Source organism: Rhizobium sp. CC1099 (genome assembly GCF_029714385.1).
Lineage (GTDB): Bacteria > Pseudomonadota > Alphaproteobacteria > Rhizobiales > Rhizobiaceae > Rhizobium.
Genome location: NZ_CP121641.1, coordinates 2,021,126 through 2,046,772 on the forward strand (window position 1 = coordinate 2,021,126; position 25,647 = coordinate 2,046,772).

Here is a 25,647-nt window from a genome sequence, read left to right on the forward strand (position 1 = left end):
TTAGGCAAGCCGCCTTCCGAAGTCAATTGCGGGCACCCAAATGAAACCGGCGGCGAACAGCTTCCAATTCGCGGTGCCTTTCGCGCCGGGCTTTCGCCACATTTCGGGAGCAAGCGCCCCTCTCGCCCTTGACGCTGTTGGCCGCCACCTAGTTCTTTGCATATGCTCACGAAATTGAATTTCCCGCGCCTCTACCGGCTCTACCGCCTGCTCGACGCCGGGCGGCTTCGTGCGCTTGCCCGCCGCAGTGAAATGGGCATGGTCTTCGCCGGGATCGCCGTCGGCGTGACGTCGGGCCTGGCTGTCACCGGCATGAGCCTCCTCTCGCGCGAGCTGCATCGCTTGATCTTCGGCATCAGCGACATCGAACGGCTGAGTTCATCGCAGACAAACGACAAATTCCTGCTTCTGATGGCGCCGGTCTGCGGCGGGATGCTGCTCGGCCTTCTGTTTTTCATTCTCGCGCGAACCCGCAAGAAGCCCATGATCGATCCCATCGAAGCGAACGCTTTGCATGGCGGACGGCTGTCGCTGACGGATAGCATCATCGTCGCCGTGCAGAATCTGGTTTCGAACGGCTTCGGCGCCTCCGTCGGCCTCGAGGCGGGCTATGTCCAGCTCGCGGCGGGTATCGCCTCCAAGCTCGGACTGAAGCTGCAGCTCCGCCGTGCAGACCTGCGCGTCCTTGTCGGCTGCGGCGCCGCCGGTGCGATCGCCGCGGCCTTCAATGCACCACTGACAGGCGCCTTCTATGCATTCGAGCTCATCATCGGCACCTACACGATCGTGTCGCTGACGCCGGTCGTCGTTTCCGCGCTCGTCTCGACGCTCGTCGCGCGCCTGCTGGCGGGAAGCGATTTCATGATCGATGTCGGGGAGTTCGGCACGGTGGTTCCGGCTGATTATATCCCTGCCCTGTTGCTTGGCGCCTTCAGCGCCGGCGTCGGCATCCTGATCATGCAGGGCGTAGCCTTCATCGAGGAGCTGGCGCGCAAAAGTTCGGTTCCGACGCCGCTTCGCCCGGCGCTCGGCGGCATCGTCGTCGGCCTTCTGGCGATGATTACGCCGCAGGTGCTTTCGGCGGGCCATGGCGCGCTGCATCTGAACCTTGGCCGTGATGTTGCCGTCCCGGTCCTGGTCGGTCTTCTCCTGCTGAAATCCTTCGCATCGGCGATCTCCATCGGTTCCGGCTTCAGGGGCGGCCTCTTCTTCGCCTCACTCTTCATGGGCGCTCTGCTCGGCAAGCTTTTCGCCTATGCTGCCCCCTATTTCGCCCATGCGACGCTGACGCCCGTGATCTATGCCGTGGTCGGCATGAGTTCGCTCGCCGTTGCGGTCATCGGAGGGCCGCTGACGATGACGTTCCTGGCGCTCGAGATAACCGGGGACTTTCCGATCACCGCGCTGGTACTTGCGGCCGTCATCACCTCGTCGCTCGTCGTGCGCAACACGTTCGGCTACTCCTTCGCGACATGGCGTTTTCATCTTCGTGGCGAAAGCATCCGCAGCGCCCATGATGTCGGCTGGATCCGCAATCTGACGGTCGACAAGCTGATGCGCTCGGACGTGAAAACGGCGAAGGTCAGCATCACGATTGATGATTTCAAGAAGGCCTGCCCGATCGGATCGAGGCAGCGCGTCATCCTCGTCGACGACTCCGACAAATATGCCGGCATCGTGCTCGTTCCGGAAATCTACGCGAGCCCGGTTGCCACCGACGACGAGGGCAAGGATCTGAAGGATTTCATCCGTTACCGGAACGACTTCCTGCAGCCGCAGATGAACGCAAAGCAGGCGGCGGCGATATTCGACAAGACGGAGAGCGAAGCACTCGCCGTGCTCAGCAATCTGATCGAGCGCCGCGTCGTCGGCCAGCTCAGCGAAAGCTATACGCTGCGCCGCTACAGCGAAGAGCTCGACCGCAGGCGCCGCGAGGTCTCCGGCGAAATCTAGCCGAGAAGCCCGGCCAGCCAGCCTTTGTCGAGATGGGTTTCGAGTTCGTCCGCGACCTCGTCGAGCGCCTGGTCGACGCTTTGACGGTAGCTCCGCCGTTCGCCGGATAGGCCGAAGCTCTCGAGAAGCTTGCCGCGATAGGCATCGCTGCCGAAAAGGCCGTGCAGATAGGTGCCCATGATCCGGCCGCCAGCAGATACCGCGCCATCGGCCACACCGTCGATCACCGCTGATGGCCTGGCGCAGTCCGGCCCGGTCGTGACGCCCAAATGGATCTGGTAGCCGGCAAGCGGAACGCCGTGTTCGGCCGAGACCGCCAGGCTGTTCCGCACGGTCTTTTCTGGCGCCATTTCGGTCTCGACATCAAGCAATCCGAGACCCGGTGTCGCAGTGCTCGCCCCCTCGATGCCGAGCGGATCGCGAACCGTGCGCCCGAGCATCTGATACCCGCCGCAGATGCCTATGACGCGCCCGCCACGCCGGATGTGCGTCTCCAGATCGCGGTCCCAGCCGGCAGCGCGCAGATCACGGAGGTCGGCAATCGTCGATTTCGACCCGGGCAGGATCACCAGCGCTGCATCGCCCGGCAGCCGGTCTCCCGGCTTCACGAAGACGAGCTCGACATCGGGCTCGGCACGCAGAGGATCGAGATCGTCGAAATTGGCGATGCGCGGCAGAACCGGTACGGCGATCTTCAACGCACCGGAGGTGCCCCTGACGAGGCGCTCCAGCACGACGGAGTCCTCCGCCGGCAAGCGGGCGGCGGCCTTCAGCCAGGGCACCACGCCGAAACACGGCCATCCGGTGAAGCGATTGATCGCTGCGTTGCCGTCATCGAAGAGCGAAACATCGCCGCGGAACTTGTTGATGATATAACCGGAAATCATCGCCCGGTCGTCATCCGAAAGGATCGCGTGCGTGCCGGCAAGAGAGGCGATCACGCCGCCACGATCGATATCGCCCACGAGCACGACTGGCACCTTGGCGCGGGTGGCAAAGCCCATATTGGCGATATCGCCGGGACGCAGGTTGATTTCGGCCGGCGAGCCCGCGCCCTCAACGATGACGAGATCGGCGCCTTCCGAGACGATCGCAAAACTCTGCAGGACATGTTCAAGAAGCAGCGGCTTTAACCTCTGGTAGTCACGGGCCTTCGCCTGCCCGAAGACCTTGCCCTGCACGATGATCTGGCTGCCGTTTTCGGATTGCGGCTTGAGGAGAACCGGGTTCATGTGTATCGACGAGGACGTGCGCGCCGCAAGCGACTGCAGCCACTGCGCCCGGCCGATCTCCCCGCCGTCATCGGCAACAGCCGCGTTGTTCGACATATTCTGCGGCTTGAAAGGCTTCACCTTGAGGCCGCGATTGGCCGCAAGCCGGCAAAGCCCGGCAACGAGCACCGTCTTGCCGACATCCGAGCCGGTTCCCTGCAACATGATCGCCTTGGTCATGCGATGAGGCCTACAACGCTGCACGATCCGCGGTCAATCGTCTGTCCGAAATGCGAAAACCGCGCGGGCTGGCGGGCGCGCGCGGTCTGCCGAAAACTCTGGCGTATTCGCCAATACACGGCGAAACTCGTATTCTCCGGGACGCACTACCTGATCCGGAGAAAGCGGCGGTTGTCCCCCGCCGTGGTTCAACTGATAGCGTGACATTCTTACCGGAGTGTTATTGCGGAACTCAGCAATGGTGGATTTTGACCTTTTTTGACATTTTACCGATTCTCGATCCGCATGCAGTTCATTGAGTTCAAGCTCGATGCAGACTTTCGCTCGTGGATCAGTGGGAATATTAGCTCATTCAAATCAGTCGTTTAGCTCAAAAAAATTCGGCCGCAAGCGGATTTCAATTGCCATGTCAAAGGCGTAGGCTGGGATGTAATCGGAATGTCCCAGGCCGGCGATCGCGATGCAAAAAAACGCATGGCACCTGAAATTGCGACGGCCAAACTGCTGCATGCATTCATTGAACGAACGCATTGGGCGGTTAGTATTACATCCAAAAGCTGCATGTCAGCATCAAAAATCGGGGAACGAGCGATGAAGATCATCCTGGCTTGGCTGTTTATTGCCGTATGTCTCGTCGCCGGCGGCCGCGCCGCGCAGGCTGATTGCGGTAATGTTTCGATCGCGGAGATGAGTTGGGCCTCGGCGGCGATTGCCGCCAATTTCGACAGCTTCATTCTCAAAAACGGCTATGGATGCAATATCAGGACCGTGGCCGGCGATACCGTGCCCACTTTTGCTTCGATGGATCAGAAGGGCGAACCCGATATCGCACCGGAACTCTGGACCGCGTCCGTCAGGACTCAACTCGAGGCGGCAGTGAAGAGCGGGCGCCTGATCCAGGCCTCCGAGATTTTGTCGGATGGCGCAATCGAAGGCTGGTGGATCCCGAAATTCATCGCCGATGCAAATCCCGACATCCGCTCCGTACAGGATGCCCTGAAACGGCCAGACCTCTTCCCCGCGCCGAAAAATGCCGCCAAGGGCGCCGTCCACAATTGTCCGCCGGGCTGGAGCTGCCGGATTTCGACAGCCAATCTCTTCAGGGCCTTGAACGGCGAGAAGGCCGGTTTCGAGCTGATCGACAGCGAAAGCCCGCAAAGCCTGGACGATTCGATCGGCGCAGCCTTCGACGCCAAAGTTGGCTGGCTCGGCTATTACTGGGCACCAACGGCGATCCTCGGCAAATACGACATGACACGGCTCAGTATGGGTGTCAGCCACGATAAGGCGGAATGGCTGGCCTGCACCTCGGTCGAAGGCTGCGCGCGTCCGCAGCTTAACGCCTATCCCGTCTCCCAGGCCTTTACCGTCGTCACCAAGGCCTTTGCCGACCGTGCCGGTCCGGAACTCGCCTACTTGCGCTCCCGCACCTGGGACAACAACACCATAAACGACATTCTGGCGTGGCAGGACGAAAACCGGGAAAGCAGCGAGAACGCCGCGCTCTATTTTCTGCGCAACTACCCCGAACTCTGGACACGGTGGATGCCGGCTGACGTCGCGGAAAAGGTGAAGGCCGCTCTTTGAGCAATTCCAGCCTCGCGTAGGCTATCGCTCCTAGGCTGACGGCATATTCTAGTCAAACGACTGCCGGGCCAATGGCAGCAACGCAATGGATGACCGATGACGCCAGCCGCTTCCTTTCCCGATCGCGACACTGTTGCCAGCAAATTTGCAGGCGCTTCCGAAGCGGACAGGTCGTATCTTGCGCTGCTCATGGAAAATGCAGCGCAGGACGACAGCCTGATCGACGGCTTGCATCGGTATCTGGATCTGGCCGCGGCTGCGCCCTTTCTCAATTCTCTGAAACTTGAAAATACCGGAATGTGGATTGGTGAAGCCGCGCCGGCGCGGCTTCAGATCCGATTGACCGAAGCAGCGAAATCAAGCCAGCATCCGGCCTATCTTGCTTTCCGCACTGGCCTCAACCGATCGGGCGGCCTCGAACGCGCCTATCCTGCCGCAACGGTCTGAAAAGATTTAGCGGCGTGCGGCGCGGTTGACCGAATGGCCGGCATCCTGCGTCGCGTTGACGGCGTTTGCCGTATCACGGCCCACGCCACGGATGGTATTGCCGCAGGAAGAAAGCGCCAGAAGCAGCATCAGCGCTGCGCCGATTTTGACCGTTATCGTCATTTTGGAAATCCTCTTTTGCAAACTAGAAATCGTGCGGCCGAGGCAGCATGCTGCTCTCGCCGTTCAACGCGCCGAAATCCATTAAAGTTCCTCGCCGTCCGGATCAAGCGGCGGCGGCCTTTGCCTTTTCCGCGAAAGCAAAGCGGATGCTGTCGGCGACCGCCTCCATGGGCCCCGAGAGCTGGGAGGCCGTCAGCAGCCGGATGTCGAACGAGCCGAGTTCAGGCAGGCCTTCTTGCGCACCGAGCATCACCATGCCGTCGGCCACATAGGAGCGCGGCAGCGGCGCGATCGCAAGGTCGGAAAGCACGGCGGCGCGCTGCGCCATCGTATGGCCGCTGAGATAGGCGACGCGGTAAGGCCGCTTGTTACGCTCAAGCTGCGCCAGTGCCTCCTGGCGCCAGATGCAGCCATCCTCCCAGATCGAGATCGGCAGGGGATCGCGCCTGTGGGCAGTACCGCATTTGGCGCCTGCCCAGACAAGGCGTTCACGAAACACGATCTCCCCGCCGGTCGGAAACGGCCGCGTGGCGCAATTGATCAGCGCCAGATCCAGCCTCTGCTCTTCCATGCGCTTCTTGAGGCCCATGCTCATGTCGATCGTCACGTCGACCATGATGCCCGGATAGCTCTCCGCGAAGCTCTTCAGGATACTTGGCAGCAGCCGCTCGCCGATATCCTCCGGCGCGCCGAGCCGCACGACGCCGCTGAGTTCCGGCATGATGAAGCGCGAGACCGCCTCGTTGGAGAGCGCCAAGATATTGCGAGCGTAAGTCAGCAAGAGCTCGCCGTGCTGCGTCAGCGTCACCGAACGCGCATCACGCATAAAGAGCGTCGCGCCGAGCTGTTCCTCGAGCTTCTTGATCTGCATGGAAACCGCCGACGGCGTGCGGAACACAGCCTCGGCTGCAGTCGAAAAATTACCCGTTTCCGCAATGGCGACAAAGGTTCTCAGAACATCATTGTCGAGCAACGGGATCGGGCGGCGAAAGGGCATAGTCATCGTCGCATCTTTCAATTTTTCTGATATTAAACACCATATCATTTCGTTTGTTTGAAAGTCAACGCAAAGCTATTTTAGCAACATGGCTCGATAAACAAAGGAGGCCATAATGACCGAGGCTGCACACAGCATTCTGGACATCTTCTTTGCGTTCAGGGCAAGGCAACTGCAGCGCACCACCTGGGAGAACACTATGCGGCAGATGACCGCGCTGCCCAGCCACCTGATCGCTGATGTCGACCCATATGCGCTCAACAATACCCGAGAAGGAGGCACGCAACCTTCTCCTCACCAGAGTTCTGCACGTTTGGCGATACAGACACTGCATGAAATGCGGTTCACGCCCGGCTCGTCCGCCGCCAGCTATCATCGCAACGCTGGCTCCTAGGTGTGCAAGTCGGGGGTGTGCCCCCACTTGAACTATTGATGCCGCCAGACTTTCAACGCTGAAATCAGGAGGATCACGGCAAGCGTAGGCAATAGGAACACACTCGGTACAATGCTGAGAAGTAACCCGCCGATGAAGGTTCCGACAGTCGATCCCGCCGCCATCACGAGCAGAAATGCCTTGTTGCGACGGATAGCCGAAAAGCTCTGATCCCGGCTGTAGCGGGTGAAGCCGACAAGCATCGTCGGCAGGCTCACCGCGAGCGAGAGGCTTCCGGCCAGCTTGATATCGGCGCCGAACAGTAGCACCAAAGTCGGTATCAGCAATTCCCCGCCTGCCACGCCGAGCAGCGAGGCTACCACGCCGATGACGAAGCCTGCGATCACGCCCGCAATCATCTGGGACGGCCCAGTCAGAACCGGCTGACCTGCACGAGCGTCATGGCCGAGGACCAGCACCGCCGCGATAACAACGAGCAGGACGGCAATAACCTTGTAGAGCGTTTCCGATTTCAGGCGCGTTGCCCATCCGGCCCCACACCATGCACCAAGCAGGCTTCCGGCGAGCAGGTTGGCGGCGATAAGCCAGTTTTCGGCGATAACGGCGAAAGGCACCGTTCCGGCACGGAGCGGCAGGGCCGTCGCGACCACGACGAGGCTCATGGCTTTGTTAAGAATGACGGCTTCCAGGGCCGCGAAATTGAAGCGGCCAATCAGCAACGGCAAACGAAATTCCGCGCCGCCGAGGCCGATCAGCCCACCGAGCGCGCCAATAATTGCGCCTCCCGCGAATGCCATGGGTAAGTTGCGCGATTGAGATGCGGCCGCCGTTTCATGTGTCATCGATATAGCCAGATGGAAGTACCGACTTTGTAGCGGCTTTTCTTGGCGCAGGCGAGATCAAGCGTCGCCGCCGCTAATGCTTCATCATCACTGGATGCGGCGAATGCGACAGCAGGTAGTGAGTGACACGGCCGAGCAGCAGCTCCAGGAAATAGCCATGCTTGAAAGCGCCAATCAAAAGGCACGTCGCATTCACCGACTTGGCGAAATCGAGGATCGCCTCTCCGACGGACCGGCTTCCCGAGCTGATTGCAACGACGTCGCCGTCAAGCCCCAGCTGATCTAGCAATTCCCTTGCCGTTGACTGGTAGCTTCCGTCCGGTTTGTCGTTGACGCATAGAACCGTCAAGCGATCGGCCGCAGCCAGCCAGCGCCTGGCGGCGGCGACGGCACCCTGCGCATGATCATGCGGTTTCCAGCCGATCACCACATGCCCCAGCAGATTGCCGGCATAGGCATCGGCAGGTGGTGCCAATACCAGCTTGTGCTCATTGAAAAGGAGATCGTGAAAAGCGTCGCGGGCATCCATGTTGCCATGGCATGGGGCGACGACGAGCGCCGTCTCATGGACTTCGGCGGTCACGCAGCGATTGAGATCGCCGCGGCAGTCATCGAGAAGGAGCCGTTCTCGGCTGGGCTTGCCCTGCTTCCAATCCTCGAAGGCGCGGGCGACCCGCTCGAACCGCTCTTGCGGCGAGCCTTCGGCCAGGTCGCGCAGCATCTGCAGATCGATCTCCTCCGGCGCGGCGATCATCCGTTCCGGATCCGCACCGACATGGGCCACGGCCATGGTGCCGTGGATGGCGCGGGCGGCGTCTTCTGCAATATCCAGGCAAGGCTGCGCAGTTGCCGGATCGGGCAGCAGAGCGAGAACGTCGGCATGGACGGTCACTTCCCGCACATGGCCGGCGAAGATGACACCGGCTTCTGCCGGGGGCGGTTTCCGCGCGGTGTCGTTTACGGTCGCATTGCTCATACCGGCCTCCTTTCGCGAGTGCTCCCACCTCGCTCCCGGTCCATCACGTTTGAAAGTTTACTCCTGGGTCCCATGGCTAGCAAACGCTGCACACTTGTTAGCACGCAATCACTCGTTTGCCATGGAAGTGACGGTAGGAACTATTCCATGCGCTTCATGACAACCCTTCTCGCCTTGAGCGTCATTGGTCCCACGGCCGCCCAGGCCGAAATGAAATGGAGAATCTACGCGAAATGCGCCTCCCTGCCCCGCGGCGGCCATCCCGCCGCGGAGCAAATGATCGTGGCGAAGCCGCGCCGCTTTCGCACCACTTGCGGCATCCTTTGAACAATCAGGCAGTTTCCGCGTTCATTTGAAGCGCAAAGGAGCTCTTGATGTCATACGGATCGCTGAGTGCTTTTGGTGACACCTGGTGCCGGTACAGCCCGGACACCGAGACCCTCGAGGCCGCTCATGACCTGGTGGACCAATACCTCGTGTTCGCCGAGGAAGCGCAAGTGGGAAATGACATCATCGACGAGATCGAGCTGCCCGTCCCGAAGCCTGTCCTGATCAAGTCGTTTGGCCTCGTCATCGCTGCCGAGCACCGTCCGCAGATAAGAACTCTGCTGATCAAGGCCGCCATGACGCTTGCCCAGTACCGCGACGACGTCGGACCACGGATGCGGTTAAAGCCTACGACACCGCACGGCAGGCCGCGGGCGGCCCGATCGCGGGAATTCGAGCGCCGTCTCGAAAAGAAGCTTGTGGCGGTCGCTGCAGAACGGATCAACCTCGGCGCGTTCTATCGCCGCGCCTTTATCGAGGCCATGCATTGACGCCAGGTGCGGTCGCACCTTGCCTTGCCCGCGACGTTCAGATCGCCGCCTGCATCAGGTAGAGGGATCGTTCCGGAGGAAGCTGTGCAACCATTTTCATCATGATCTTGGGATCGACATGGGGAACGGATCGCAGTTGGCCGTCCCGGTAGATGATCGTCAAGACGCGCGTCTCTTCGTCATAATCGAGTTCAGCGATCGTTTTCGTGTACACCAGGAACCGCATGCCGTTTACACCTCGCTGGTCAATGGAACATCACCAAGGTGATGGTGCCGACCATGACCCACCCGGAAACGATAATCAGGGACATTCTCAACAACGCCGTCTTGATCGTCATGGAATACTCCAAATCGCTTCAACCAAACTAGCTGTACTTTGGGACGAGTGTGGCCTATCGGGCCGAACCCTCATCCCGGCGGGATTATATGTCTGACGCCCTTAGGCGAGTATGGGAGCCGAAGGCGGACTGGAATCACCTCCAGCGCGACTAAGCACACCCTAATATAGGCAGTCGCGTGAAATCGACGTGACACACGTATTGCGCGAACAGCTGTATCGCGCGTCTCAATCTGTGCGCACAGCGACGGGGATAGGATAGGAACCTGATCCGGATCAGAAGTCGCCGAGTGCGTAGCCGGCGCCACGCACCGTCCGGATCACCTTATCGGCCTTGCCGAAACTGATGCCCTTCCGGAGACGCCCGATGTGTACGTCGACAGCGCGCTCATCGACACTGGCATCGTTACCCCACAGCGATGCCCTCAATTCCGATCGGGAGTGGACGCGGCCGGGGGACTTCATCAGAAACTCGAGCAGCCTGAACTCGGTGGGGCCGAGCTTGACTTCCTTCTTCTGCCTGTGAACCCGGCGGGCGTTCTTATCGAGCGTCAGATCCCCGACCTTCAGCGTGCTCTCCAGCAGCGCTGGATTGAGACGCCGCAGGAGGTTCCGCAAGCGGATGAGGAGTTCCACGGGGGAGACTGCCTTTATGAGGCAGTCGTCGGCTCCGGCGGAGAGGACGGCCAACCGGTCCTGCTCGAGGGCCGAGTCCAGCAGCACCACGATCGGAAGGCGGGCGGTCGCTCCAGTTGTCCGGAACTGGCGGCATGTCGAGATTGCCATCGAGCCAGGAGCCGGCGCACCGAATATCACCGCATCAGGCAGCCGCAACGCCACGAGCTCGACCAGCGACGCATGCGGGTGAAGACAGTTCACCGAATACCCTTCTGTCTCCAGAGCATGCTTCAGTGTCGCGAGCAGATCTTCGTCCTGCTCAACAACAAGTACCCGCACCGACATCTTCTCCGGCCTCCCTGCTATGCTTCCATCGAATATCCTGCGCCGCGGACGGTGCGGATGACGTCCTGCATGTTGGAGAAGTTCAGCGCCTTGCGCAGGCGACCGACATGAACGTCCACGGTGCGCTCGTCGACATAAATGTCGTGGCCCCAGACACCGTCCAGAAGCTGCGAACGCGAGAAGACGCGGCCGGGCGACGACATCAGGAATTCCAGTAGACGGAATTCGGTCGGGCCGAGACGGACTTCGCGGCTCTTGCGGTGAACACGATGCGTTTCGCGGTCGAGTTCGATATCGCCGCATTTCAGCACCGTGGAGAGCACCTCGGGCTTGGCGCGGCGCAGCATCGCCTTGACGCGGGCAACGAGTTCGGGCGTGGAGAACGGCTTGACCACGTAGTCGTCGGCGCCGGTGGAAAGGCCGCGCACACGCTCGCTTTCCTCGCCGCGCGCCGTCAGCATGATGATCGGCAGACGCTCCGTTTCCGGGCGCATGCGCAGGCGGCGGCAAAGCTCTATGCCCGACACGCCCGGCAGCATCCAATCGAGGATCAGAATATCCGGCGTGCGCTCCTGAAGCCTGATTTCGGCCTCGTCGCCGCGCAGAATGGTGTCGACCTCGAAACCTTCGGCCTCAAGGTTATAGCGAAGAAGCACGCTCAGTGCCTCTTCGTCTTCAACGACTGCAACTCTCGGGATCATTCGGTTCTGTCTCCTGAGGGCCGGTTCGGAATTGTCATTCCGTGACCGCGCCGACGGTGTTGGCAGTATCGTCCTTCGGACGTTCGCCTTCCGGCTGTGCGCCGGTCGCCATGTAATAGATCGTTTCGGCAATGTTAGTGGCGTGATCGCCGATGCGCTCGATGTTCTTCGCACAGAAGAGAAGATGCGTGCAGCTGGTGATGTTGCGCGGATCTTCCATCATGTAGGTCAACAGCTCGCGGAACAGCGAGGTGTACATCGCGTCGATTTCCTCGTCGCGCTCGCGGATCGACTTCGCCTTGTCGGCTGAACGCGAGGCATAGACGTCGAGTACTTCCTTGAGCTGGACCAGCGCCAGTTCGGAAAGATGCTCGAGACCGCGGGCGAGCTTGCGCGGAACGCCGGTGCTCTGCACGGCGATGACACGCTTGGCGGTGTTCTTGCCGAGATCGCCGACGCGCTCGAGATCGGCCGCGATGCGGATCGAGCCCATGATCTCGCGAAGGTCCGAGGCCACCGGCTGGCGGCGGGCAATCGTGACGATCGCCTTGTCGCCGATCTCGCGCTCGGCGTGATCCATGACGACATCGTCGGAGATGACCTTCTGGGCCAAGCCAGCGTCACCGTTAACCAGCGCGCGGACGGCGTCCGACACCATCTGCTCGGCAAGCCCGCCCATTTCCGAGATGCGGCGGGACAAATACTTCAGATCCTCGTCATAGGCAGAAAAGATATGGGTCGATGCCATTGGGATTGTCCTTGAATAGCCTGAACGCCGCAGCTCAGCCGAAGCGGCCCATGATGTAATCCTGGGTGCGCGGGTCGTCCGGATTGGTGAACATCTTGTCGGTGTCATTCTCCTCGACGAGATTGCCGAGGTGGAACATGGCGGTGCGCTGCGAAACGCGGGCTGCCTGCTGCATCGAGTGCGTCACGATGACAATACTGTAGTTCTCGCGAAGCTCGTGGATCAACTCCTCGACCTTGGCGGTCGCGATCGGATCGAGCGCCGAGCACGGTTCGTCCATCAGGATGACTTCCGGGCTGACGGCAACGGCGCGCGCAATGCACAAGCGCTGCTGCTGGCCGCCCGACAGACCGGTGCCGGATTCCTGCAGGCGGTCCTTGACTTCGTTCCAGAGGCCGGCCTTATGGAGGCTGCTTTCGACGATCTGATCAAGGTCGGCCTTCGACCTCGCAATTCCATGGATGCGCGGTCCGTAAGAAACGTTCTCGTAGATAGACTTCGGGAACGGGTTCGGCTTCTGGAAGACCATGCCGACGCGGGCGCGGAGTTCCACGACGTCGATGTCCGGATCGTAGATATCCGCGTCGTCCAGCTTGATTTCGCCCGTGACGCGGCAATTGTCGATCGTGTCGTTCATGCGGTTCAAGCAACGCAGGAACGTGGACTTGCCGCAGCCCGATGGGCCGATGAGGGCGGTAACAGTGTTTTCGCGGACGTTCAGGTTCACGTCGAAAAGCGCACGCTTCTCGCCGTAGTAGACAGACACCGTCTTGCCGACCATCTTATAGGCGCTCGTATTCAGTTTCTGCTCCAGAGCCTTCTCAACTGCTGTTTCAGTCAACATGTTCATAATCCTTACTCCGTTACCAGCGGCGTTCAAAACGCTGCCTGAGGAAGATGGCGATTGCATTCATCAATATGAGGAAGCCCAACAGCACGAGAATTGCGGCGGAGGTCCTCGATACGAAGCCGCGCTCCGGGCTGTCCGCCCAGATGTAGATCTGGCTGGGAAGGGCCGTCGACGCCGCGAAGATACCATCCGGCGGGCTTGTGATGAAGGCGTTCATACCAATGAGCAGCAGCGGCGCCGTTTCACCAAGCGCTCGCGCGAGCGAGATGATCGCGCCGGTCATGACGGTCGGCATGGCGAGCGACAGCACGTGATGGAAGATCATCTCGTGCTTGGAGGCGCCGACCCCGAGAGCCGCCTCGCGGATCGAGGAAGGCACCGCTTTCAGCGACACGCGTGTGACGATGATGAGCGTCGGCAGCGTCATCAGCGAGAGAACGAGGCCGCCGACGAGCGGAGACGACCGCGGTAGGCCGAAGCCGTTCAGGAAGACGGCGAGCCCGAGGAGACCGAAGACCACCGACGGGACCGCCGCAAGGTTGTTGATGTTGATCTCGATGAGGTCGGTGAAACGGTTCTTGGGAGCGAACTCTTCCAGGTAGATCGCCGCCGCGATGCCGATCGGGAAGCTGATCGCGAAGCAGACCAGCAGCGACCAGAACGATCCGGAAATCGCGCCAGCCAAGCCAGCCAGTTCCGGAAAGCGGCTGTCGGCATTGAGGAAGAGCGCCCAGTTGAACGGGCTGGAGATCACGCCCTTGGATACGAGCTGGTCGATCATGCCGATCTGCTCGTCGCTGACGCGGCGCTGGCTCTCGGGCGTGTCCCGGCTGATCTCACCCTTGACGAACTGGTCGGCCGGGTCCGACATCGGGATAACGAAGGTGCTCGGCCCCTTAAGGCGCGCCGGATCCTTGATGACCGCGTCGCGGACGAGGAACGGTGCCGACGACGTGAAGAGGTCGAAGTAGGCCTTCTCCTGCCTGCGAGGCAAATCCCCCACCTGAGTGCGCAACGCGTCGCGCACAGCGCCGCGCCAATCGGCCTTCATCATATCGCTTGTATCGAGCTCAGCTTTGCTCAGGTCGATGTTGATGGTGGCCACCGTCTGGGTGAACGCCTTGTACCCCGTGAGCGTCAGAGAACCGATGAGGAAGGCGAGGAAGCCGAGCGCGAAAACAATCGCGATCATGCCATAAGCCTGGAGACGGCGCTCGGCGGCATAGCGTGCCTTCCGGCGCGCCTTCATGTCGTCCGAATGCCAGTTGACACGCGTTCCGGCGACTGCGGTCGTGGACATCAGTATTTCTCCCGGTACTTGCGCACGGTGCGCAGCGCGATGAGGTTCAAGCCGAGCGTGACGAGGAAGAGCACGAGGCCGAGTGCAAAGGCCGCCAGCGTCTTCGGGTTGTCGAACTCCGAGTCGCCAATCAGCAGGGTGACGATCTGGACGGTCACGGTGGTGACCGCGTCGAACGGGTTGAGAGTAATCTTCGCGATCAGGCCGGCCGCCATGACGACGATCATCGTCTCGCCGACCGCACGGCTGAGTGCAAGAAGGACGCCGCCGATAATCCCTGGCAAAGCGGCGGGCAGCAGGACCTTGCGGATAGTCTCTCCCTTCGTCGCGCCAAGAGCCAGCGAACCGTCGCGCATGGCACGGGGCACTGCGGCAAAGGCGTCGTCCGAAAGCGAGGAGATGAACGGGATGATCATCACACCCATGACAAGGCCGGTGGCAAGCGCGCTGTTCGGCGACGAGGGTATCCCGACGGCCGCGCCCAGAGCCCTGATAGCAGGGGCGACAGTCAGCACGGCGAAGAAGCCGTAGACGACCGTCGGAACACCGGCGAGAATTTCGAGAAGCGGCTTCACGACGGCACGGAACCGCGGGTGCGCATACTCGGTCAGATAGATGGCGGAGAGGATGCCTGTCGGCACCGCGACCAGCATCGCGATCGCAGAGATGACAAACGTGCCGAACAGAACGGGAAGAACGCCGAACGCGCCCTGCCCCGCCACTTGGTCCGCACGAATGGCGATCTGAGGTTCCCAGCGCAGGCCGAAGATAAATTCGGTAACCGGCACCTTCGCAAAGAAGTGCAGCGCTTCGAAGACGAGCGAGCCGACGATGCCCAGCGTGATGATGATGGCGACCAGGGAGGAGAACATCATGAAGCCCGTGACCGCAGTCTCGACGCTGTGGCGGGCGCGATACCGTGGGCTGATTACCTTCATGCCGAGGAACGCGCCGACGGCGGCGATGCAGAGGCCAATGGCCGTCATCAGGTAGGTAGAGTAGGTCTGGAGGGACCGCAGGTGCTCTGCTGCAGCGGCAACCTCGGGCGACGGCTGGCGGAACAGGTTTCCGGCCGCGACCTGGCGGATTTCGCCAATCAGCAGCGACCGTGCGGCACCGTCCATGGCTTCGGAGCCTGGATATGAGGCCACCACAAGCTGATTGATGACGCTGGACTGGAAGGCGAGCCAGAGAAGAAGAAATACGAAAGCGGGAACAGCAGTCCAAATCGCGGCATTGAGGCCGTGGTAAATCGGCCGGGAATGCGCCTTTATGCGGCTCGTTCCTGCCGTTGTCGCTACGGCGAGGGCGCGCGAGCCTCCAAAGTAGGCCGCGATCACGGCCGCGGCAACCAATACGAGGAAGAGATAACCGGACATGTTGCCCCCATGTGAGAAGAAGCCGCCCGCGGGGTGCGCGGGCGGCCGGTGAAATTCGATATTACGAGCCGAGCTTCTTGGCGGCCAGGACAGCCTTCTCGACTTCCTCGCGCTTGGGGTCGTCAAGCGGCGTCAGGCCACGTTCGGCAAGATAGCCGTCCTCGCCCATCGAAGCCTTGGAAGTGTACTCTTCCAGGAACTCCTTCATGCCAGGAATGACGTCGCGGTGCGCATTCTTGACGTAAATGAAGAGCGGGCGGGATACCGGGTAGGAGCCGTCCTTGATGGTGTCGAAGCTGGCTTCCACACCTTCGATCTTGATGTCCTTGAGCTTGTCTTCGTTCTCGTAGAGGAACGAATAGCCGAAGATGCCAACGGAATTCGGATCGGATTCAAGACGCTGAACGATGAGGTTGTCGTTTTCGCCGGCTTCGATGAACGGACCGTCCTGGCGCATGCGCGAGCAGGCTTCCGTGTATTTCTTCTCGTCGGCCTTCTTGATGTCGGCCATGCCAGGAACCTTGGCGCAGCCCTGGAGCATGACCAGTTCGACGAAGGCGTCGCGGGTGCCGGAGGTCGGCGGCGGGCCAAAGGCGACGATGTTGACGTCCGGAAGGGACTTGTCGATGTCGGACCACTTCTTATTCGGGTTGGCGACGAGGCCGCCCTTGCCGTCGGGAAGCTGGGCAGCGAGCGCCTGGAAGATCTGTTCCTTGGTCAGGTTCCAGTCGCCAGTATTGGAACGGGAGACGGCGATCGAGAGGCCGTCATAGCCGATGAGGGCTTCTGTGATGTCGGTCACGCCGTTGCCGGCGCAGAGCTTGACTTCCGATTCCTTGATCGCGCGCGAAGCGCCGGTGATGTCTGCGAAGTCTTCGCCGACGCCGCCGCAGAAGGCCTTGAAGCCGCCGCCCGTACCGGTCGACTCGACAACCGGGGCAGGCTTGCCGGTCTTGTTCGCGAACTCTTCAGCGACGGCCTGGGTGTAGGGGAACACGGTGGACGAACCGACGATCTTGATCTGATCGCGGGCCGATGCGACGCCTGCGGTTGCCAGCAAAATAGCGGCGACTGCGCAGCTTCCGAGATATTTCTTCATGGATACTCTCCCGTAGAATTTGACGATGACGCTTCGGCGTCGGCTCCCCTCTATAGGCACCACGTAACAGTTTTGTGACAGTTTTGTATCAATTCATTGTACGGGAAGGAAGGCATCGGCGATGCGCGCCGGCTGCGCCAGTGAGGCCGATTTTTAAGTATCGAACCAAAAACAAATTAGACAAACAGAGTCAACGCCTTCCCGACACTTGCCCATCTGATTTCGAGCTGAGCCGGCAGGTTCCGGCGTCCGGGCAGAAAAGAGCTGACCCACACATCCATTATCCGTCGCGCAGCCAAGGGAAAATCGGCAAACATTATAAAAGTGACATAAAACCGACATTACACCGTTAAGAACGCGGCATATGTCCCCTCAGACGCAATGACGAGGGACGCGCCAATGCTGGAAATAACGGATTTGACCCGGCGGTTCGGTGGCAAGACGGCGGTCGACCAGACGAACCTGAGAATACCGCAGGGCCAAATGGTGGGCATCATCGGCCGCTCGGGCGCCGGCAAATCCACGCTTCTTCGCATGATCAACCGCCTGCAGGAGCCGACGTCCGGCTCCATCCGATTCAGCGGCGTCGAAGTCTCCGCTCTCCGCGGCGAAGCCCTGCGCAACTGGCAGCGCGATTGCGCGATGATCTTCCAGCAGTTCAATCTCGTCCCTCGCCTCGACGTTCTGACCAATGTCATGCTCGGCCGCCTCAATCACCGCCCGACCATGCTGAGCATCCTCAACATCTTCAGCCGCGACGAGCGCATTCATGCGATTGCGGCTCTGGAGCGCCTCGGCATCGAGCAGACGGCGCTGCAGACCGCCGGCACGCTCTCCGGCGGCCAGCAGCAGCGCGTGGCGATCGCGCGCGCCCTGATGCAGAACCCGAAAATGGTGCTCGCCGACGAGCCGATCGCCTCGCTCGACCCGCTGAACGCCAAAATCGTGATGGATGCGCTGCGCGACATCAACGAGCGCGAGGGCATTACCGTCATCACCAACCTGCATACGCTCGATACGGCGCGCAACTATTGCGAACGCATCGTCGGGATGGCCGCCGGCCGCGTCGTTTTCGACGGCGAGCCTTCCGAGCTGACAGCCGCTGCAGTCAAGGAAATCTACGGCACCGACAAGGATGGCGCCGGCATCGACGAGACCATGACGTCTACCTCGATCAACATGCCCGCGCCAGCCACCGCTCAAGCATCCGTCGGCCTGCAACCGGTTGCCCTGGCGGGCCTCTGAGAGACGGCGGCGATCGACCGCCCGCGTCAAGGGCACACTTCTTCGTAACAGCAAGACCACCGGGGAACCGGTCAATCAGGAGAGAACCATGTTGAAGAAAGCACTCTTTGCCGCGACAGCGCTTCTAGCGCTTGCCGGTGCCGCCGCAGCCGAAGACCTCAAGGAATTCCGTGTCGGCATTCTCGGCGGCGAAAACGAGGCTGACCGCCTTCGCAATTTCCAGTGCCTGTCGGAAAAGCTTCCCGCTGCGATCGGCGTCGAGAAGGTCTCCTTCTTCCCGGCAGCCGACTATGACGGCGTCGTCCAGGGCCTGCTCGGCGGCACGCTCGACTACGCAGAACTTGGCGCCTCCGCCTATGCCAAGGTCTATCTCGCCAATTCCAAGGCCGTCGAACCGATCCTGACGACCGTGCAGACCGACGGCGCAACCGGCTACTACTCGGTCATGGTCGCCCGCAAGGACAGCGGCATCAAGAAGCTCGAAGATATGAAGGGCAAGAAGCTCGGCTTTGCCGATCCTGACTCGACTTCCGGCTACCTCGTCCCCCTCGTCACGCTGCCTGAAGCCATTGGCGCTCCGGTCAAGGAATACTTCTCTTCCACCGGCTTTGGCGGCGGCCACGAGAACCTCGTCTTGGAAGTCGTAAAGGGCAACTTCGACGCGGGCACCACCTGGGCATCGGGCGTGGGCGAGTTCAAGGATGGCTACAGCTCCGGTAACCTTCGCAAGATGGTCGACAAGGGCATTTTGAACATGGACGACCTCGTCGAACTCTGGAAGTCGCCGCTCATCCCGAATGGTCCGGTCGTCGTGCGTTCCTCGCTGAACGACGACATGAAGGCCAAGTTCAAGGCATTCATGATGGACCTGCCGAAGTCCGATCCGGCCTGCTTCTCGGCAATCCAGGGGGGCGACTTCAAGGGCTTTACCGAAGTCAACGTAGATTTCTACAAGCCGATCATCGACGTCCGCAAGGCAGCCATTGGCGGCTGATGCCGTTTCCTCCCGCAAAGCCGCCGGATCCCTCCGGCGGCTTTGCCATATCCCACGTTCGACAGGCTGAAGATGAGCGACACTGCGCTGCGCCACCCCCCGAGTGAAACTGCAAGCATGATCGAGCGGCACTGGCATGAGCTTGCCTCCCGGCGCCGCGGCCAGACGTTGCTTGCCCTGTTTCTCGTCGTCGTCTTCACCGCGGGTTCGGTGTGGTTCGCCAATGAGACCAACGCGGGCAAATTTTGGGACCGCCTCCCCTATCTGGCGGACTTCGTGGGGGACCTCGTGCCGCGCGACGCGTGGGAGCCGGTGCGTGCCCTGCTCGATCTCCCCTCCCCCTATCACGACGGGAGCCAGAAGTACGACTACCCCGAGGGCCGGTTCTACGTCACGCAGACCCTCTACGTTCCGGAATATGTCGAAAAGATCGTCGAGACGGTGAATATCGCCATCTTCTCCACGGGCGTCGGCTTCTGCCTGGGATTCGTGCTCTGCTTCTTCGCAGCGAAGAACATGACGCCGAATCCTTATGTCAGGGGCGCCGTACGCCGCTTCATGGAAATTCTTCGAGCGTTTCCCGAGGTCGTCATCGCAGGCTTCTGTCTGGCAATTCTGTCGCTGGGGCCGGTCCCTGCGATCATCGCACTATCCGTCCACACCACCGGAGCGCTCGGAAAGATGTTCTTCGAGGTGGTGGAGAACGCCGACATGCGCCCCGACGAAGGCCTGCGGGCCGTCGGCGCGACCTGGCTCGAACGGGTCTGGTTCGCAATGGTGCCGCAGGTCATGCCCAACTTCGTGAGCTATTTCCTCCTGAGGCTTGAGATCAACGTGCGGGCGTCCACGATCATCGGTGCGGTCGGCGGCGGCGGCATCGGCGAGCTTCTCAGGCTCTCGATCGGACAGGGTCATCCGGCCAAGACTCTTGCGATCGTATTCCTGCTTTTCTGCACCATCATTGCCGTCGACCAGTTCTCCGCATGGCTGCGTAAAAAGCTGGTCGGCGAGCAGTCGTTCCGCGCCGTGGCATGAGGTTGCATCGATGAACACGCTTTCGCCCGTCCAAAAGGCCGACATCGCCGCGCGCCACCCGCAGCTCTTCGACACCACCTCGCTGCGCCGCTACCGCGCTCCTCTTCTCGTCATTCTCGCAGCCGCCTATGTGGCGTTCTCGTTCTGGTTCTTCGCGTTCGGAAAGGTCTTCTCTCAGGCCGACTACTCGATCGCCGGCACCTACCTTGCCGACTGGATCTCCTTCGAGGTTCGTCCCGAGATCGACATGGCAGCCGACGGGACCATGAAGATTTCCTATTCCCGGTTCGATCCGCTCGGCGAACATCCGAACCCCGACTGGGTGCAGACCGAAAAATCCGTCGTCACCCATCAGACCGGCACGGCCACACCGACGGCCAGCCCGTCCGAGCCACAGACAAAGCCGAAAAGCGGCATATTGCTGATGGCTCCCGGTGCGGCCATGGGATCGTCCGCACCTAAAGGGTCCGGCTCGCCCGCGCAGCCCCCGGCGGCGACCGCTCCGGCAATCGTCACCGAGGAGGTTGTCACACGGGTGCGGATCGCCATGAGCAGCAGTTCCTCGATAGAAATGACTGCCAATAAGGCGGTGTTGACGAGAGGCGGAGAAACGGTCGTCGTGCCGATGGGCAGGCCGGACATCCGCATTGGCGCTCCCCTTCCGGACTGGGCGTCGCAGAGGCGGCCGGGCGAGAAGATCATAGCCAGCTTCGGATTCGCGGGCTGGGCGGAAGTCACGACCAACGACGTCAAGGTCCACAAGCGTTTCTCGGGTGGGTGAATTTCCTGTTCGACACGCGGTCTCCCTTCTTCGGGAAGCCATATTCCGAGGTTGCAAGCCTCATCCTCGGCGGTCCACGCATCGACCCGGAGCGAAGCAACCTCGCTCTCGCCTGGGACAACATCCTCTACAACGGCGAATGGCAGCACCTCGACGTCTGGACGAAGCTCCTGCAGACCATCGTGATGGCGTTCGTGGGCACCCTGTTCGCCTCGCTCGTCGCTTTCCCCCTGGCATTCGTGGCGGCACGCAACATCACCCGCAACCGCCCTACGAACCAGGTGACGAAAAGGTTCTTCGATTTCCTTCGCTCCGTCGACATGCTGATCTGGGCGCTTTTCTTCACACGCGGCTTCGGACCTGGGCCTCTGGCCGGCATCTCGGCGATCTTCTTCACGGATACCGGGACGCTGGGCAAGCTGTATTCGGAATCGCTCGAGAACATCGACGAGAAGCAGCGGGAAGGCGTCCGCTCCGTCGGAGCGTCGCCGATTGCGGTGCAGCGGTTCGGCGTCCTGCCGCAGGTGCTTCCTGTCTTCGCGTCCCAGGCCCTCTACTTCTGGGAGTCCAACACGCGCTCCGCGGCGATCATCGGCGCCGTCGGCGCGGGAGGAATCGGCCTCAAACTCTGGGAGGCGATGCGCACCAACCAGGACTGGGAGAACGTCGGCTACATGGTGCTCCTCATTCTGATTGTCGTGTTTGCCTTCGACGCCGTCTCGAATGCGATCCGGTCACGTCTGATGGGACGCCGCTGAACGCTTGGCAGCAGGCGTTTGGTTCTTGTGTCAGCTCACTGAATTACTATCTATGATGAGTGCTCCTACGAAGACTTATCGAGGTTTATTTTTCCTCGACTGCGTCTTTTGCTCATCGTTCAAGATGAGCTTCCTGAGTCAACGAACTGCATTTGGCAGACAAAAGAATTCGCCTCGTTTTGCCCACTTGCCGGCGGAAGTTTATAATGATTCAGCTAAAGCCTGGAACAAATATTGATCGAAGCCGCCCGTCACTTTCATCTATTGCGACAAGCCTCTTTTCCCAGTTTCGTCCCTAAGCGTACCGAGGACCGTCGCAGGCGAATCCGCTTCGGCGCACTCTGCGATTAGCCGCATGATGAGAAGATCGAACTTCGCGTGCAACTCTCATTATCCGGGTCCTGGGCATTCAGCGTGTCTCCTGGTGAGCAGGCAACACACGACGCGAGGTTCGTTTCATTGTGAGGGAACATTCCCCATAGCATCTCAGTTTAGCGGCATGAAATTCAAGAGGATGATGCCATGGCTACCCATTTAGACGAGCGCGGCAACCGGGTCGCGTCAGAGGACAAGGATAAGGATAAGGATGTCGTGGAAACGCCGGTCGAAGCACGACAAGGGTTTCTGGGCCGTCCGGTCTTGATGGTCCTGGTCGGGGGCCTGTTTCTGGCGATGATCGCTTGGGGCATCTCGGAAATGTTTGGCGAGGCGGTTGACAACGATGCGGCGACCGACGTCAACCAATCGACCACGACGGAGCCGAATGCCGTTGTCACTCCTACCGACCAAAAGGTGATCGACAATACCCCTCCGGCCGGTGAGAAGATGCAAACCGCGCCGACGGATCGCGATCCGACTGCTGGATCCGGTACGGGCGGAGATTCTCAGTCTGTCGCGCCAGCAGGCACCGAGAAAACACAATAACCTCCGACGAAAAGAAGACACATGACAAAGCGCGAACTCATCGATAGCGGCACCGACAAACGCTACGTCCGGCCGCGAACGGCCGGCTCAAGGAATCAGTGGACGTCGGAAAATCTCTGGCAACCGACCGCCGCACGAAGGCCAAGACAATGGCAAAACGGGCGAAGGTGACAAAGGCGATCACGAGCGCTGATGAAGATCACTTTGTCTTGCATTGTCATGACTTCGCTTCGGAAAGGCGATTTCGCTCATTTCGGCCCGCCTCGTGAGCCGCAGCCATTGTTTGACGCTTTTCGCCCCAGATTCTTAGCCGCCCCCGCGATTGTTTGTGAGGGAGGCTCAGGCTATTATAGAGCAATGCCGTGTCGTATGCTAAGTGCGTGGATAGCTGTGAACGGCATAGGAAAACCAACACGACAGGACGATACAGCTTGAGACATCCAGGCGATGATAATTTTGCCAATCGCCGCAAAGCGGCGAACGAAGCCAAGCAGCACCTGCTTGACAAACTCAAGGCCGCGCCCAAGGCCGACGACCCTGAGATGGTCGCCAGGCGAGCCGAACGACGGGCCACAGCCGAGGCCCGTGAACTACGACGTGCCGAGCGCGTGAAGTCAAAACAGGAAGAAGCCGAACGCAACCTTGCCGCCGCAGCCGCCCTGGCTGACGCAGCCAATGCTGAGGCGCGGGCTAAAGCCGAGGAGCGCGAAACGCAAGAAAGAGAGCGAATTGCCAGAGTGATCTCAGACGAGGCAGATCGGAAGGCTGAGCGGGACCGCCGCTACGCAGCCCGCAAGGCGCGGCGCGTCTAAAAGACAAGGCAGGTCTGGTTGATCAAAGTCCTCAGACTATGAGGACGATCAGCTTTCGGTCGAACAGGCAGACGATGGAATCGTGGTCGTTGGTTCGGTGGCAGCTTGTCAGCGAGGATGGCGATGAAGACCAGGTTGTCGATCCCCAACACGATTTCGAGAGCGATCAAGGTCGCAAGACCAGCCCAAGCCTCTGGATCAGACATGTCGACAGAAGCCGCGTACCGCGAAATGCATAGAGCGTGAAGACAGATCGTTGTAATCGCTGCGCCAACTAGAAAACGCTGACCGAACATGAGCCAGTGACGAGAAAAGCGTTTCATTCAATAGCTCATCTCGCAACCGTACATTGAAGCTCTCGATGAAGGCGTTCTGGATTGGCTTGCCAGGCGCGATGTAATCCCAACCCACCTTGGTTCAATCCGTCCATTGAAGGATCACGTTGCTGGTGAATTCGCTGCCATTGTCACTGACGATCATCTTGGATTTTCCGCGTTCCTCGATGATCCGATCCAGCTCACGAGCAACACGCAGGGCGGAGAGCGAGGTATCGGCCACGAGACCCAGGCATTCTCTGGTGCAAGAAAACTTCCTTCTGGAAGCAAGAAAAAGTTCCCCTGATACCACTATATGTGACGAACTCGGTTTAAAGAGAATCATCCAAGCCACTGATTTGCAACAACACGGTCAGTTTATAGCGAATCTCATCCGTCAGCACCCGTAGAACGACCGTGACTATCGTTGGGTTGTTCCGGTGTCGCGGAAGTACGGGTCACCAATTCGCGATGCTCAAGTTAGGCAGGGCAGCAAGGCGGCCGGACTAGGCGACACCACGAAGGGCCTGGCAGAGTGTGAGCGGGCCTCCATGCCGAAGATTCTTCTCTCGTTGAACATGAAAGACATCCCGGAGCCAACCGACCTCCCGCGCCTCTTTTGGCGTCATTCCAAACTCGTGTCTGAAGGCCCGGCTATATGCGGACGGATCGTCAAAACCCCATTCCTCCGCGATATGAAATATAGCCCGAACGTCATTGCTATTGGTGATTCCTGCACGCGTCCTGACCAGACGCTCATGCCGGATATAGGCCGCAACACCACCCAGCGGCTCGAATAATCGATATAACCGGGAGCGCGAGACACCTAGCTCGCTGCAGATCGTCTCGGCAGTGAGCGAGTGGTCGGCAAGTCTCGTGTTTATCAAACGCTTGGCGCGTTCCAGAACCACCGCCCCGATTGGTGTGTGAGCGTCTACGACCCGATCTTGCGAGGGAGCTAGACACGCGATGATAAGGTTCCTCGTGGCCTCGACCACGTATGGCACCTCTGCCACGGTGAGGTCGGCCAACGATCGAGCCAGAAGCACAAGGTAGTCGGCGAGGAGATGGCCGAACGCGCCCTCCATCTTCCTATGGAGCAGGCTCTCGAGCGTGGACGTCGCGACAAACCCATCTGACGGAAGAAAGACCGACAATGCGCCCTCATCTTCCACCATAACCTCGAACGGTTTGGCCAGGCATCGAAGATGGGGCAAGGTCTGCCCTCCAGAGGCGCGCTCCAGGGCCTGGACCGGCAAGCACAAATACCAGTTATCCAATGCCGCCTTCTTCACGTGCCGCCATTCGTGGGCGTAGCCTTTTCCTGGCAGGACAGTGGAAACAACCAGCATCGAACCGAGTATCCAGACCTTCAGTCGGGCGGGAAAGGAACCGTCCGCGCTCTTGCAGAATGTCAGATCAGCGACGCCAACGTGAGCATTCCTGAATATCTCGAACTGGTTGTCCCTGGGAAACGATTGGGTACTCACATCTATCGAGCAAGGGAATTTGTAATCAATCGCTCGCTCGGTACCCGTCTCTGGCATGTTGTCCATGACAATACCTTCGCCGATGTCCACGAAAGATTTTCCATTTCAAACCTGAGCAGAAGTATCATTTTTTACAACAAACCACAATCGCTACGGAGGTATTTGGAGATCGTGATATCGCGCTACAGCTGCATTTCGCGCCGCACGGCGCTGTTTTCTACTTCGCGCTTCTTGTGGCGGCAGCCTCGCCCCACTGCGGGATCTTTTCGGGACACGCCGCTCAGGTTGTG

25 protein-coding genes and 3 pseudogenes are annotated in these 25,647 nt (G+C 60.3%); 12 read left to right on the top strand and 16 right to left on the bottom strand.

Translation table 11 applies throughout. The features are described 5' to 3' along the window. Positions 1–162: 162 nt before the first annotated feature. Complete coding sequence (locus QA644_RS10360) at positions 163–1,953, top strand: chloride channel protein (RefSeq protein WP_283072257.1); 1,791 nt, start codon at positions 163–165, stop codon at positions 1,951–1,953. Here the strand turns inward: QA644_RS10360 and QA644_RS10365 are convergent. Continuing rightward, entirely contained in the window at positions 1,950–3,404 is a 1,455-nt protein-coding gene (locus QA644_RS10365; protein WP_283072258.1) for a cobyric acid synthase, read from the bottom strand. The genes QA644_RS10360 and QA644_RS10365 overlap by 4 nt on opposite strands. 591 nt (positions 3,405–3,995) lie before the next feature. Here QA644_RS10365 and QA644_RS10370 point away from each other — a divergent pair. Together QA644_RS10370 and QA644_RS10375 are read left to right on the top strand one after the other, a co-directional pair. Beyond that, complete coding sequence (locus tag QA644_RS10370) at positions 3,996–4,991, top strand: glycine betaine ABC transporter substrate-binding protein (RefSeq protein ID WP_283072259.1); 996 nt, start codon at positions 3,996–3,998, stop codon at positions 4,989–4,991. Between the two features lie 96 nt (positions 4,992–5,087). Beyond that, the gene (locus QA644_RS10375) at positions 5,088–5,438 is read left to right on the top strand and encodes a hypothetical protein (RefSeq protein ID WP_239598404.1); all 351 of its coding nucleotides are present in this window, start codon (positions 5,088–5,090) and stop codon (positions 5,436–5,438) included. 6 nt (positions 5,439–5,444) lie between these two features. Here QA644_RS10375 and QA644_RS10380 read toward each other — a convergent pair whose 3' ends face one another. Then, the gene (locus QA644_RS10380) at positions 5,445–5,600 is read right to left on the bottom strand and encodes an entericidin A/B family lipoprotein (RefSeq protein ID WP_039845170.1); all 156 of its coding nucleotides are present in this window, start codon (positions 5,598–5,600) and stop codon (positions 5,445–5,447) included. Positions 5,601–5,703: 103 nt separating this feature from the next. After that, positions 5,704–6,645, bottom strand: coding sequence for a LysR family transcriptional regulator (locus QA644_RS10385; protein ID WP_239598402.1), 942 nt, complete (start codon positions 6,643–6,645; stop codon positions 5,704–5,706). 67 nt (positions 6,646–6,712) lie between these two features. On the opposite strand from QA644_RS10385, the gene QA644_RS10390 reads away from it, so the two are divergent. After that, positions 6,713–6,991 carry a hypothetical protein gene (locus QA644_RS10390; protein WP_283072260.1) on the top strand — a complete coding sequence of 93 codons (279 nt, stop codon included), beginning with the start codon at positions 6,713–6,715 and terminating at the stop codon, positions 6,989–6,991. Positions 6,992–7,023: 32 nt separating this feature from the next. On the opposite strand, the gene QA644_RS10395 is transcribed toward QA644_RS10390, so the two are convergent. Beyond that, positions 7,024–7,788, bottom strand: coding sequence for a sulfite exporter TauE/SafE family protein (locus QA644_RS10395; RefSeq protein ID WP_283072261.1), 765 nt, complete (start codon positions 7,786–7,788; stop codon positions 7,024–7,026). 118 nt (positions 7,789–7,906) lie between these two features. Then, positions 7,907–8,809: a universal stress protein gene (locus tag QA644_RS10400; protein WP_283072262.1), complete on the bottom strand. Its 903-nt coding sequence runs from the start codon at positions 8,807–8,809 to the stop codon at positions 7,907–7,909. A gap of 147 nt (positions 8,810–8,956) precedes the next feature. Here QA644_RS10400 and QA644_RS10405 point away from each other — a divergent pair, with 147 nt between their 5' ends. Then, positions 8,957–9,136 carry a hypothetical protein gene (locus tag QA644_RS10405; protein ID WP_283072263.1) on the top strand — a complete coding sequence of 60 codons (180 nt, stop codon included), beginning with the start codon at positions 8,957–8,959 and terminating at the stop codon, positions 9,134–9,136. A 47-nt stretch (positions 9,137–9,183) separates the two neighbouring features. Next, complete coding sequence (locus QA644_RS10410) at positions 9,184–9,627, top strand: hypothetical protein (RefSeq protein WP_194729924.1); 444 nt, start codon at positions 9,184–9,186, stop codon at positions 9,625–9,627. A 37-nt stretch (positions 9,628–9,664) separates the two neighbouring features. On the opposite strand, the gene QA644_RS10415 is transcribed toward QA644_RS10410, so the two are convergent. The 8 genes from QA644_RS10415 to QA644_RS10450 form a co-directional block, all read right to left on the bottom strand. Then, positions 9,665–9,853: a hypothetical protein gene (locus QA644_RS10415; RefSeq protein ID WP_074068664.1), complete on the bottom strand. Its 189-nt coding sequence runs from the start codon at positions 9,851–9,853 to the stop codon at positions 9,665–9,667. 387 nt (positions 9,854–10,240) lie between these two features. Beyond that, positions 10,241–10,927 carry a winged helix-turn-helix domain-containing protein gene (locus QA644_RS10420; protein WP_074068666.1) on the bottom strand — a complete coding sequence of 229 codons (687 nt, stop codon included), beginning with the start codon at positions 10,925–10,927 and terminating at the stop codon, positions 10,241–10,243. A 17-nt stretch (positions 10,928–10,944) separates the two neighbouring features. Further along, entirely contained in the window at positions 10,945–11,628 is a 684-nt protein-coding gene (gene phoB, locus QA644_RS10425; protein WP_022714998.1) for a phosphate regulon transcriptional regulator PhoB, read from the bottom strand. A gap of 34 nt (positions 11,629–11,662) precedes the next feature. Next, positions 11,663–12,376, bottom strand: coding sequence for a phosphate signaling complex protein PhoU (phoU, locus tag QA644_RS10430; RefSeq protein ID WP_074068669.1), 714 nt, complete (start codon positions 12,374–12,376; stop codon positions 11,663–11,665). Between the two features lie 34 nt (positions 12,377–12,410). Further along, the gene (pstB, locus tag QA644_RS10435) at positions 12,411–13,226 is read right to left on the bottom strand and encodes a phosphate ABC transporter ATP-binding protein PstB (RefSeq protein WP_074068671.1); all 816 of its coding nucleotides are present in this window, start codon (positions 13,224–13,226) and stop codon (positions 12,411–12,413) included. A 13-nt stretch (positions 13,227–13,239) separates the two neighbouring features. Further along, complete coding sequence (pstA, locus tag QA644_RS10440) at positions 13,240–14,526, bottom strand: phosphate ABC transporter permease PstA (protein WP_239598390.1); 1,287 nt, start codon at positions 14,524–14,526, stop codon at positions 13,240–13,242. Beyond that, the gene (pstC, locus tag QA644_RS10445) at positions 14,526–15,905 is read right to left on the bottom strand and encodes a phosphate ABC transporter permease subunit PstC (RefSeq protein ID WP_283072264.1); all 1,380 of its coding nucleotides are present in this window, start codon (positions 15,903–15,905) and stop codon (positions 14,526–14,528) included. The genes pstA and pstC overlap by 1 nt, the downstream gene beginning before the upstream one ends. Before the next feature lie 61 nt (positions 15,906–15,966). Continuing rightward, entirely contained in the window at positions 15,967–17,004 is a 1,038-nt protein-coding gene (locus QA644_RS10450; RefSeq protein WP_283072265.1) for a PstS family phosphate ABC transporter substrate-binding protein, read from the bottom strand. A 399-nt stretch (positions 17,005–17,403) separates the two neighbouring features. Between QA644_RS10450 and phnC the strand changes: the two genes are divergently transcribed. The 6 genes and pseudogenes from phnC (at position 17,404) to QA644_RS10480 (ending at position 23,553) form a co-directional block, all read left to right on the top strand. After that, positions 17,404–18,249 (top strand): phosphonate ABC transporter ATP-binding protein, encoded by an 846-nt coding sequence (phnC, locus tag QA644_RS10455; protein ID WP_283072266.1) that lies wholly within the window; start codon positions 17,404–17,406, stop codon positions 18,247–18,249. An 88-nt stretch (positions 18,250–18,337) separates the two neighbouring features. Then, positions 18,338–19,243, top strand: a complete 906-nt coding sequence (gene phnD, locus QA644_RS10460; RefSeq protein WP_239598386.1) for a phosphonate ABC transporter substrate-binding protein — start codon at positions 18,338–18,340, stop codon at positions 19,241–19,243. Positions 19,244–19,315: 72 nt separating this feature from the next. Further along, positions 19,316–20,278, top strand: a complete 963-nt coding sequence (gene phnE / locus QA644_RS10465) for a phosphonate ABC transporter, permease protein PhnE (protein WP_283072267.1) — start codon at positions 19,316–19,318, stop codon at positions 20,276–20,278. 10 nt (positions 20,279–20,288) lie between these two features. After that, a pseudogene (phnE, locus tag QA644_RS10470) lies at positions 20,289–21,817 on the top strand (phosphonate ABC transporter, permease protein PhnE). 522 nt (positions 21,818–22,339) lie between these two features. Beyond that, positions 22,340–22,741 (top strand): hypothetical protein, encoded by a 402-nt coding sequence (locus tag QA644_RS10475; RefSeq protein ID WP_283072268.1) that lies wholly within the window; start codon positions 22,340–22,342, stop codon positions 22,739–22,741. A 431-nt stretch (positions 22,742–23,172) separates the two neighbouring features. After that, a complete protein-coding gene (locus QA644_RS10480; protein WP_194729931.1) occupies positions 23,173–23,553 on the top strand; it encodes a DUF6481 family protein in 381 nt (126 codons plus the stop codon). An 80-nt stretch (positions 23,554–23,633) separates the two neighbouring features. Here QA644_RS10480 and QA644_RS10485 read toward each other — a convergent pair. From QA644_RS10485 to QA644_RS10495, 3 genes and pseudogenes are all read right to left on the bottom strand, one after another. Beyond that, a pseudogene (locus QA644_RS10485) lies at positions 23,634–23,759 on the bottom strand (TerC family protein); the annotation flags it as partial. Positions 23,760–23,808: 49 nt separating this feature from the next. After that, a pseudogene (locus QA644_RS10490) lies at positions 23,809–24,135 on the bottom strand (integrase core domain-containing protein); the annotation flags it as partial. 238 nt (positions 24,136–24,373) lie between these two features. Next, complete coding sequence (locus QA644_RS10495; RefSeq protein WP_283072269.1) at positions 24,374–25,447, bottom strand: helix-turn-helix domain-containing protein; 1,074 nt, start codon at positions 25,445–25,447, stop codon at positions 24,374–24,376. Positions 25,448–25,647 lie beyond the last annotated feature (200 nt).

Excerpts from the sequence above, each read along its gene's own strand:
- QA644_RS10360 (WP_283072257.1), top strand. The coding sequence starts at position 163 with ATGCTCACGAAATTGAATTTCCCGCGCCTCTACCGGCTCTACCGCCTG.
- QA644_RS10365 (WP_283072258.1), bottom strand. The coding sequence starts at position 3,404 with ATGACCAAGGCGATCATGTTGCAGGGAACCGGCTCGGATGTCGGCAAG.
- QA644_RS10370 (WP_283072259.1), top strand. The coding sequence starts at position 3,996 with ATGAAGATCATCCTGGCTTGGCTGTTTATTGCCGTATGTCTCGTCGCC.
- QA644_RS10375 (WP_239598404.1), top strand. The coding sequence starts at position 5,088 with ATGACGCCAGCCGCTTCCTTTCCCGATCGCGACACTGTTGCCAGCAAA.
- QA644_RS10380 (WP_039845170.1), bottom strand. The coding sequence starts at position 5,600 with ATGACGATAACGGTCAAAATCGGCGCAGCGCTGATGCTGCTTCTGGCG.
- QA644_RS10385 (WP_239598402.1), bottom strand. The coding sequence starts at position 6,645 with ATGATATGGTGTTTAATATCAGAAAAATTGAAAGATGCGACGATGACT.
- QA644_RS10390 (WP_283072260.1), top strand. The coding sequence starts at position 6,713 with ATGACCGAGGCTGCACACAGCATTCTGGACATCTTCTTTGCGTTCAGG.
- QA644_RS10395 (WP_283072261.1), bottom strand. The coding sequence starts at position 7,788 with ATGGCATTCGCGGGAGGCGCAATTATTGGCGCGCTCGGTGGGCTGATC.
- QA644_RS10400 (WP_283072262.1), bottom strand. The coding sequence starts at position 8,809 with ATGAGCAATGCGACCGTAAACGACACCGCGCGGAAACCGCCCCCGGCA.
- QA644_RS10405 (WP_283072263.1), top strand. The coding sequence starts at position 8,957 with ATGCGCTTCATGACAACCCTTCTCGCCTTGAGCGTCATTGGTCCCACG.
- QA644_RS10410 (WP_194729924.1), top strand. The coding sequence starts at position 9,184 with ATGTCATACGGATCGCTGAGTGCTTTTGGTGACACCTGGTGCCGGTAC.
- QA644_RS10415 (WP_074068664.1), bottom strand. The coding sequence starts at position 9,853 with ATGCGGTTCCTGGTGTACACGAAAACGATCGCTGAACTCGATTATGAC.
- QA644_RS10420 (WP_074068666.1), bottom strand. The coding sequence starts at position 10,927 with ATGTCGGTGCGGGTACTTGTTGTTGAGCAGGACGAAGATCTGCTCGCG.
- phoB (WP_022714998.1), bottom strand. The coding sequence starts at position 11,628 with ATGATCCCGAGAGTTGCAGTCGTTGAAGACGAAGAGGCACTGAGCGTG.
- phoU (WP_074068669.1), bottom strand. The coding sequence starts at position 12,376 with ATGGCATCGACCCATATCTTTTCTGCCTATGACGAGGATCTGAAGTAT.
- pstB (WP_074068671.1), bottom strand. The coding sequence starts at position 13,226 with ATGAACATGTTGACTGAAACAGCAGTTGAGAAGGCTCTGGAGCAGAAA.
- pstA (WP_239598390.1), bottom strand. The coding sequence starts at position 14,526 with ATGTCCACGACCGCAGTCGCCGGAACGCGTGTCAACTGGCATTCGGAC.
- pstC (WP_283072264.1), bottom strand. The coding sequence starts at position 15,905 with ATGTCCGGTTATCTCTTCCTCGTATTGGTTGCCGCGGCCGTGATCGCG.
- QA644_RS10450 (WP_283072265.1), bottom strand. The coding sequence starts at position 17,004 with ATGAAGAAATATCTCGGAAGCTGCGCAGTCGCCGCTATTTTGCTGGCA.
- phnC (WP_283072266.1), top strand. The coding sequence starts at position 17,404 with ATGCTGGAAATAACGGATTTGACCCGGCGGTTCGGTGGCAAGACGGCG.
- phnD (WP_239598386.1), top strand. The coding sequence starts at position 18,338 with ATGTTGAAGAAAGCACTCTTTGCCGCGACAGCGCTTCTAGCGCTTGCC.
- phnE (WP_283072267.1), top strand. The coding sequence starts at position 19,316 with ATGAGCGACACTGCGCTGCGCCACCCCCCGAGTGAAACTGCAAGCATG.
- QA644_RS10475 (WP_283072268.1), top strand. The coding sequence starts at position 22,340 with ATGGCTACCCATTTAGACGAGCGCGGCAACCGGGTCGCGTCAGAGGAC.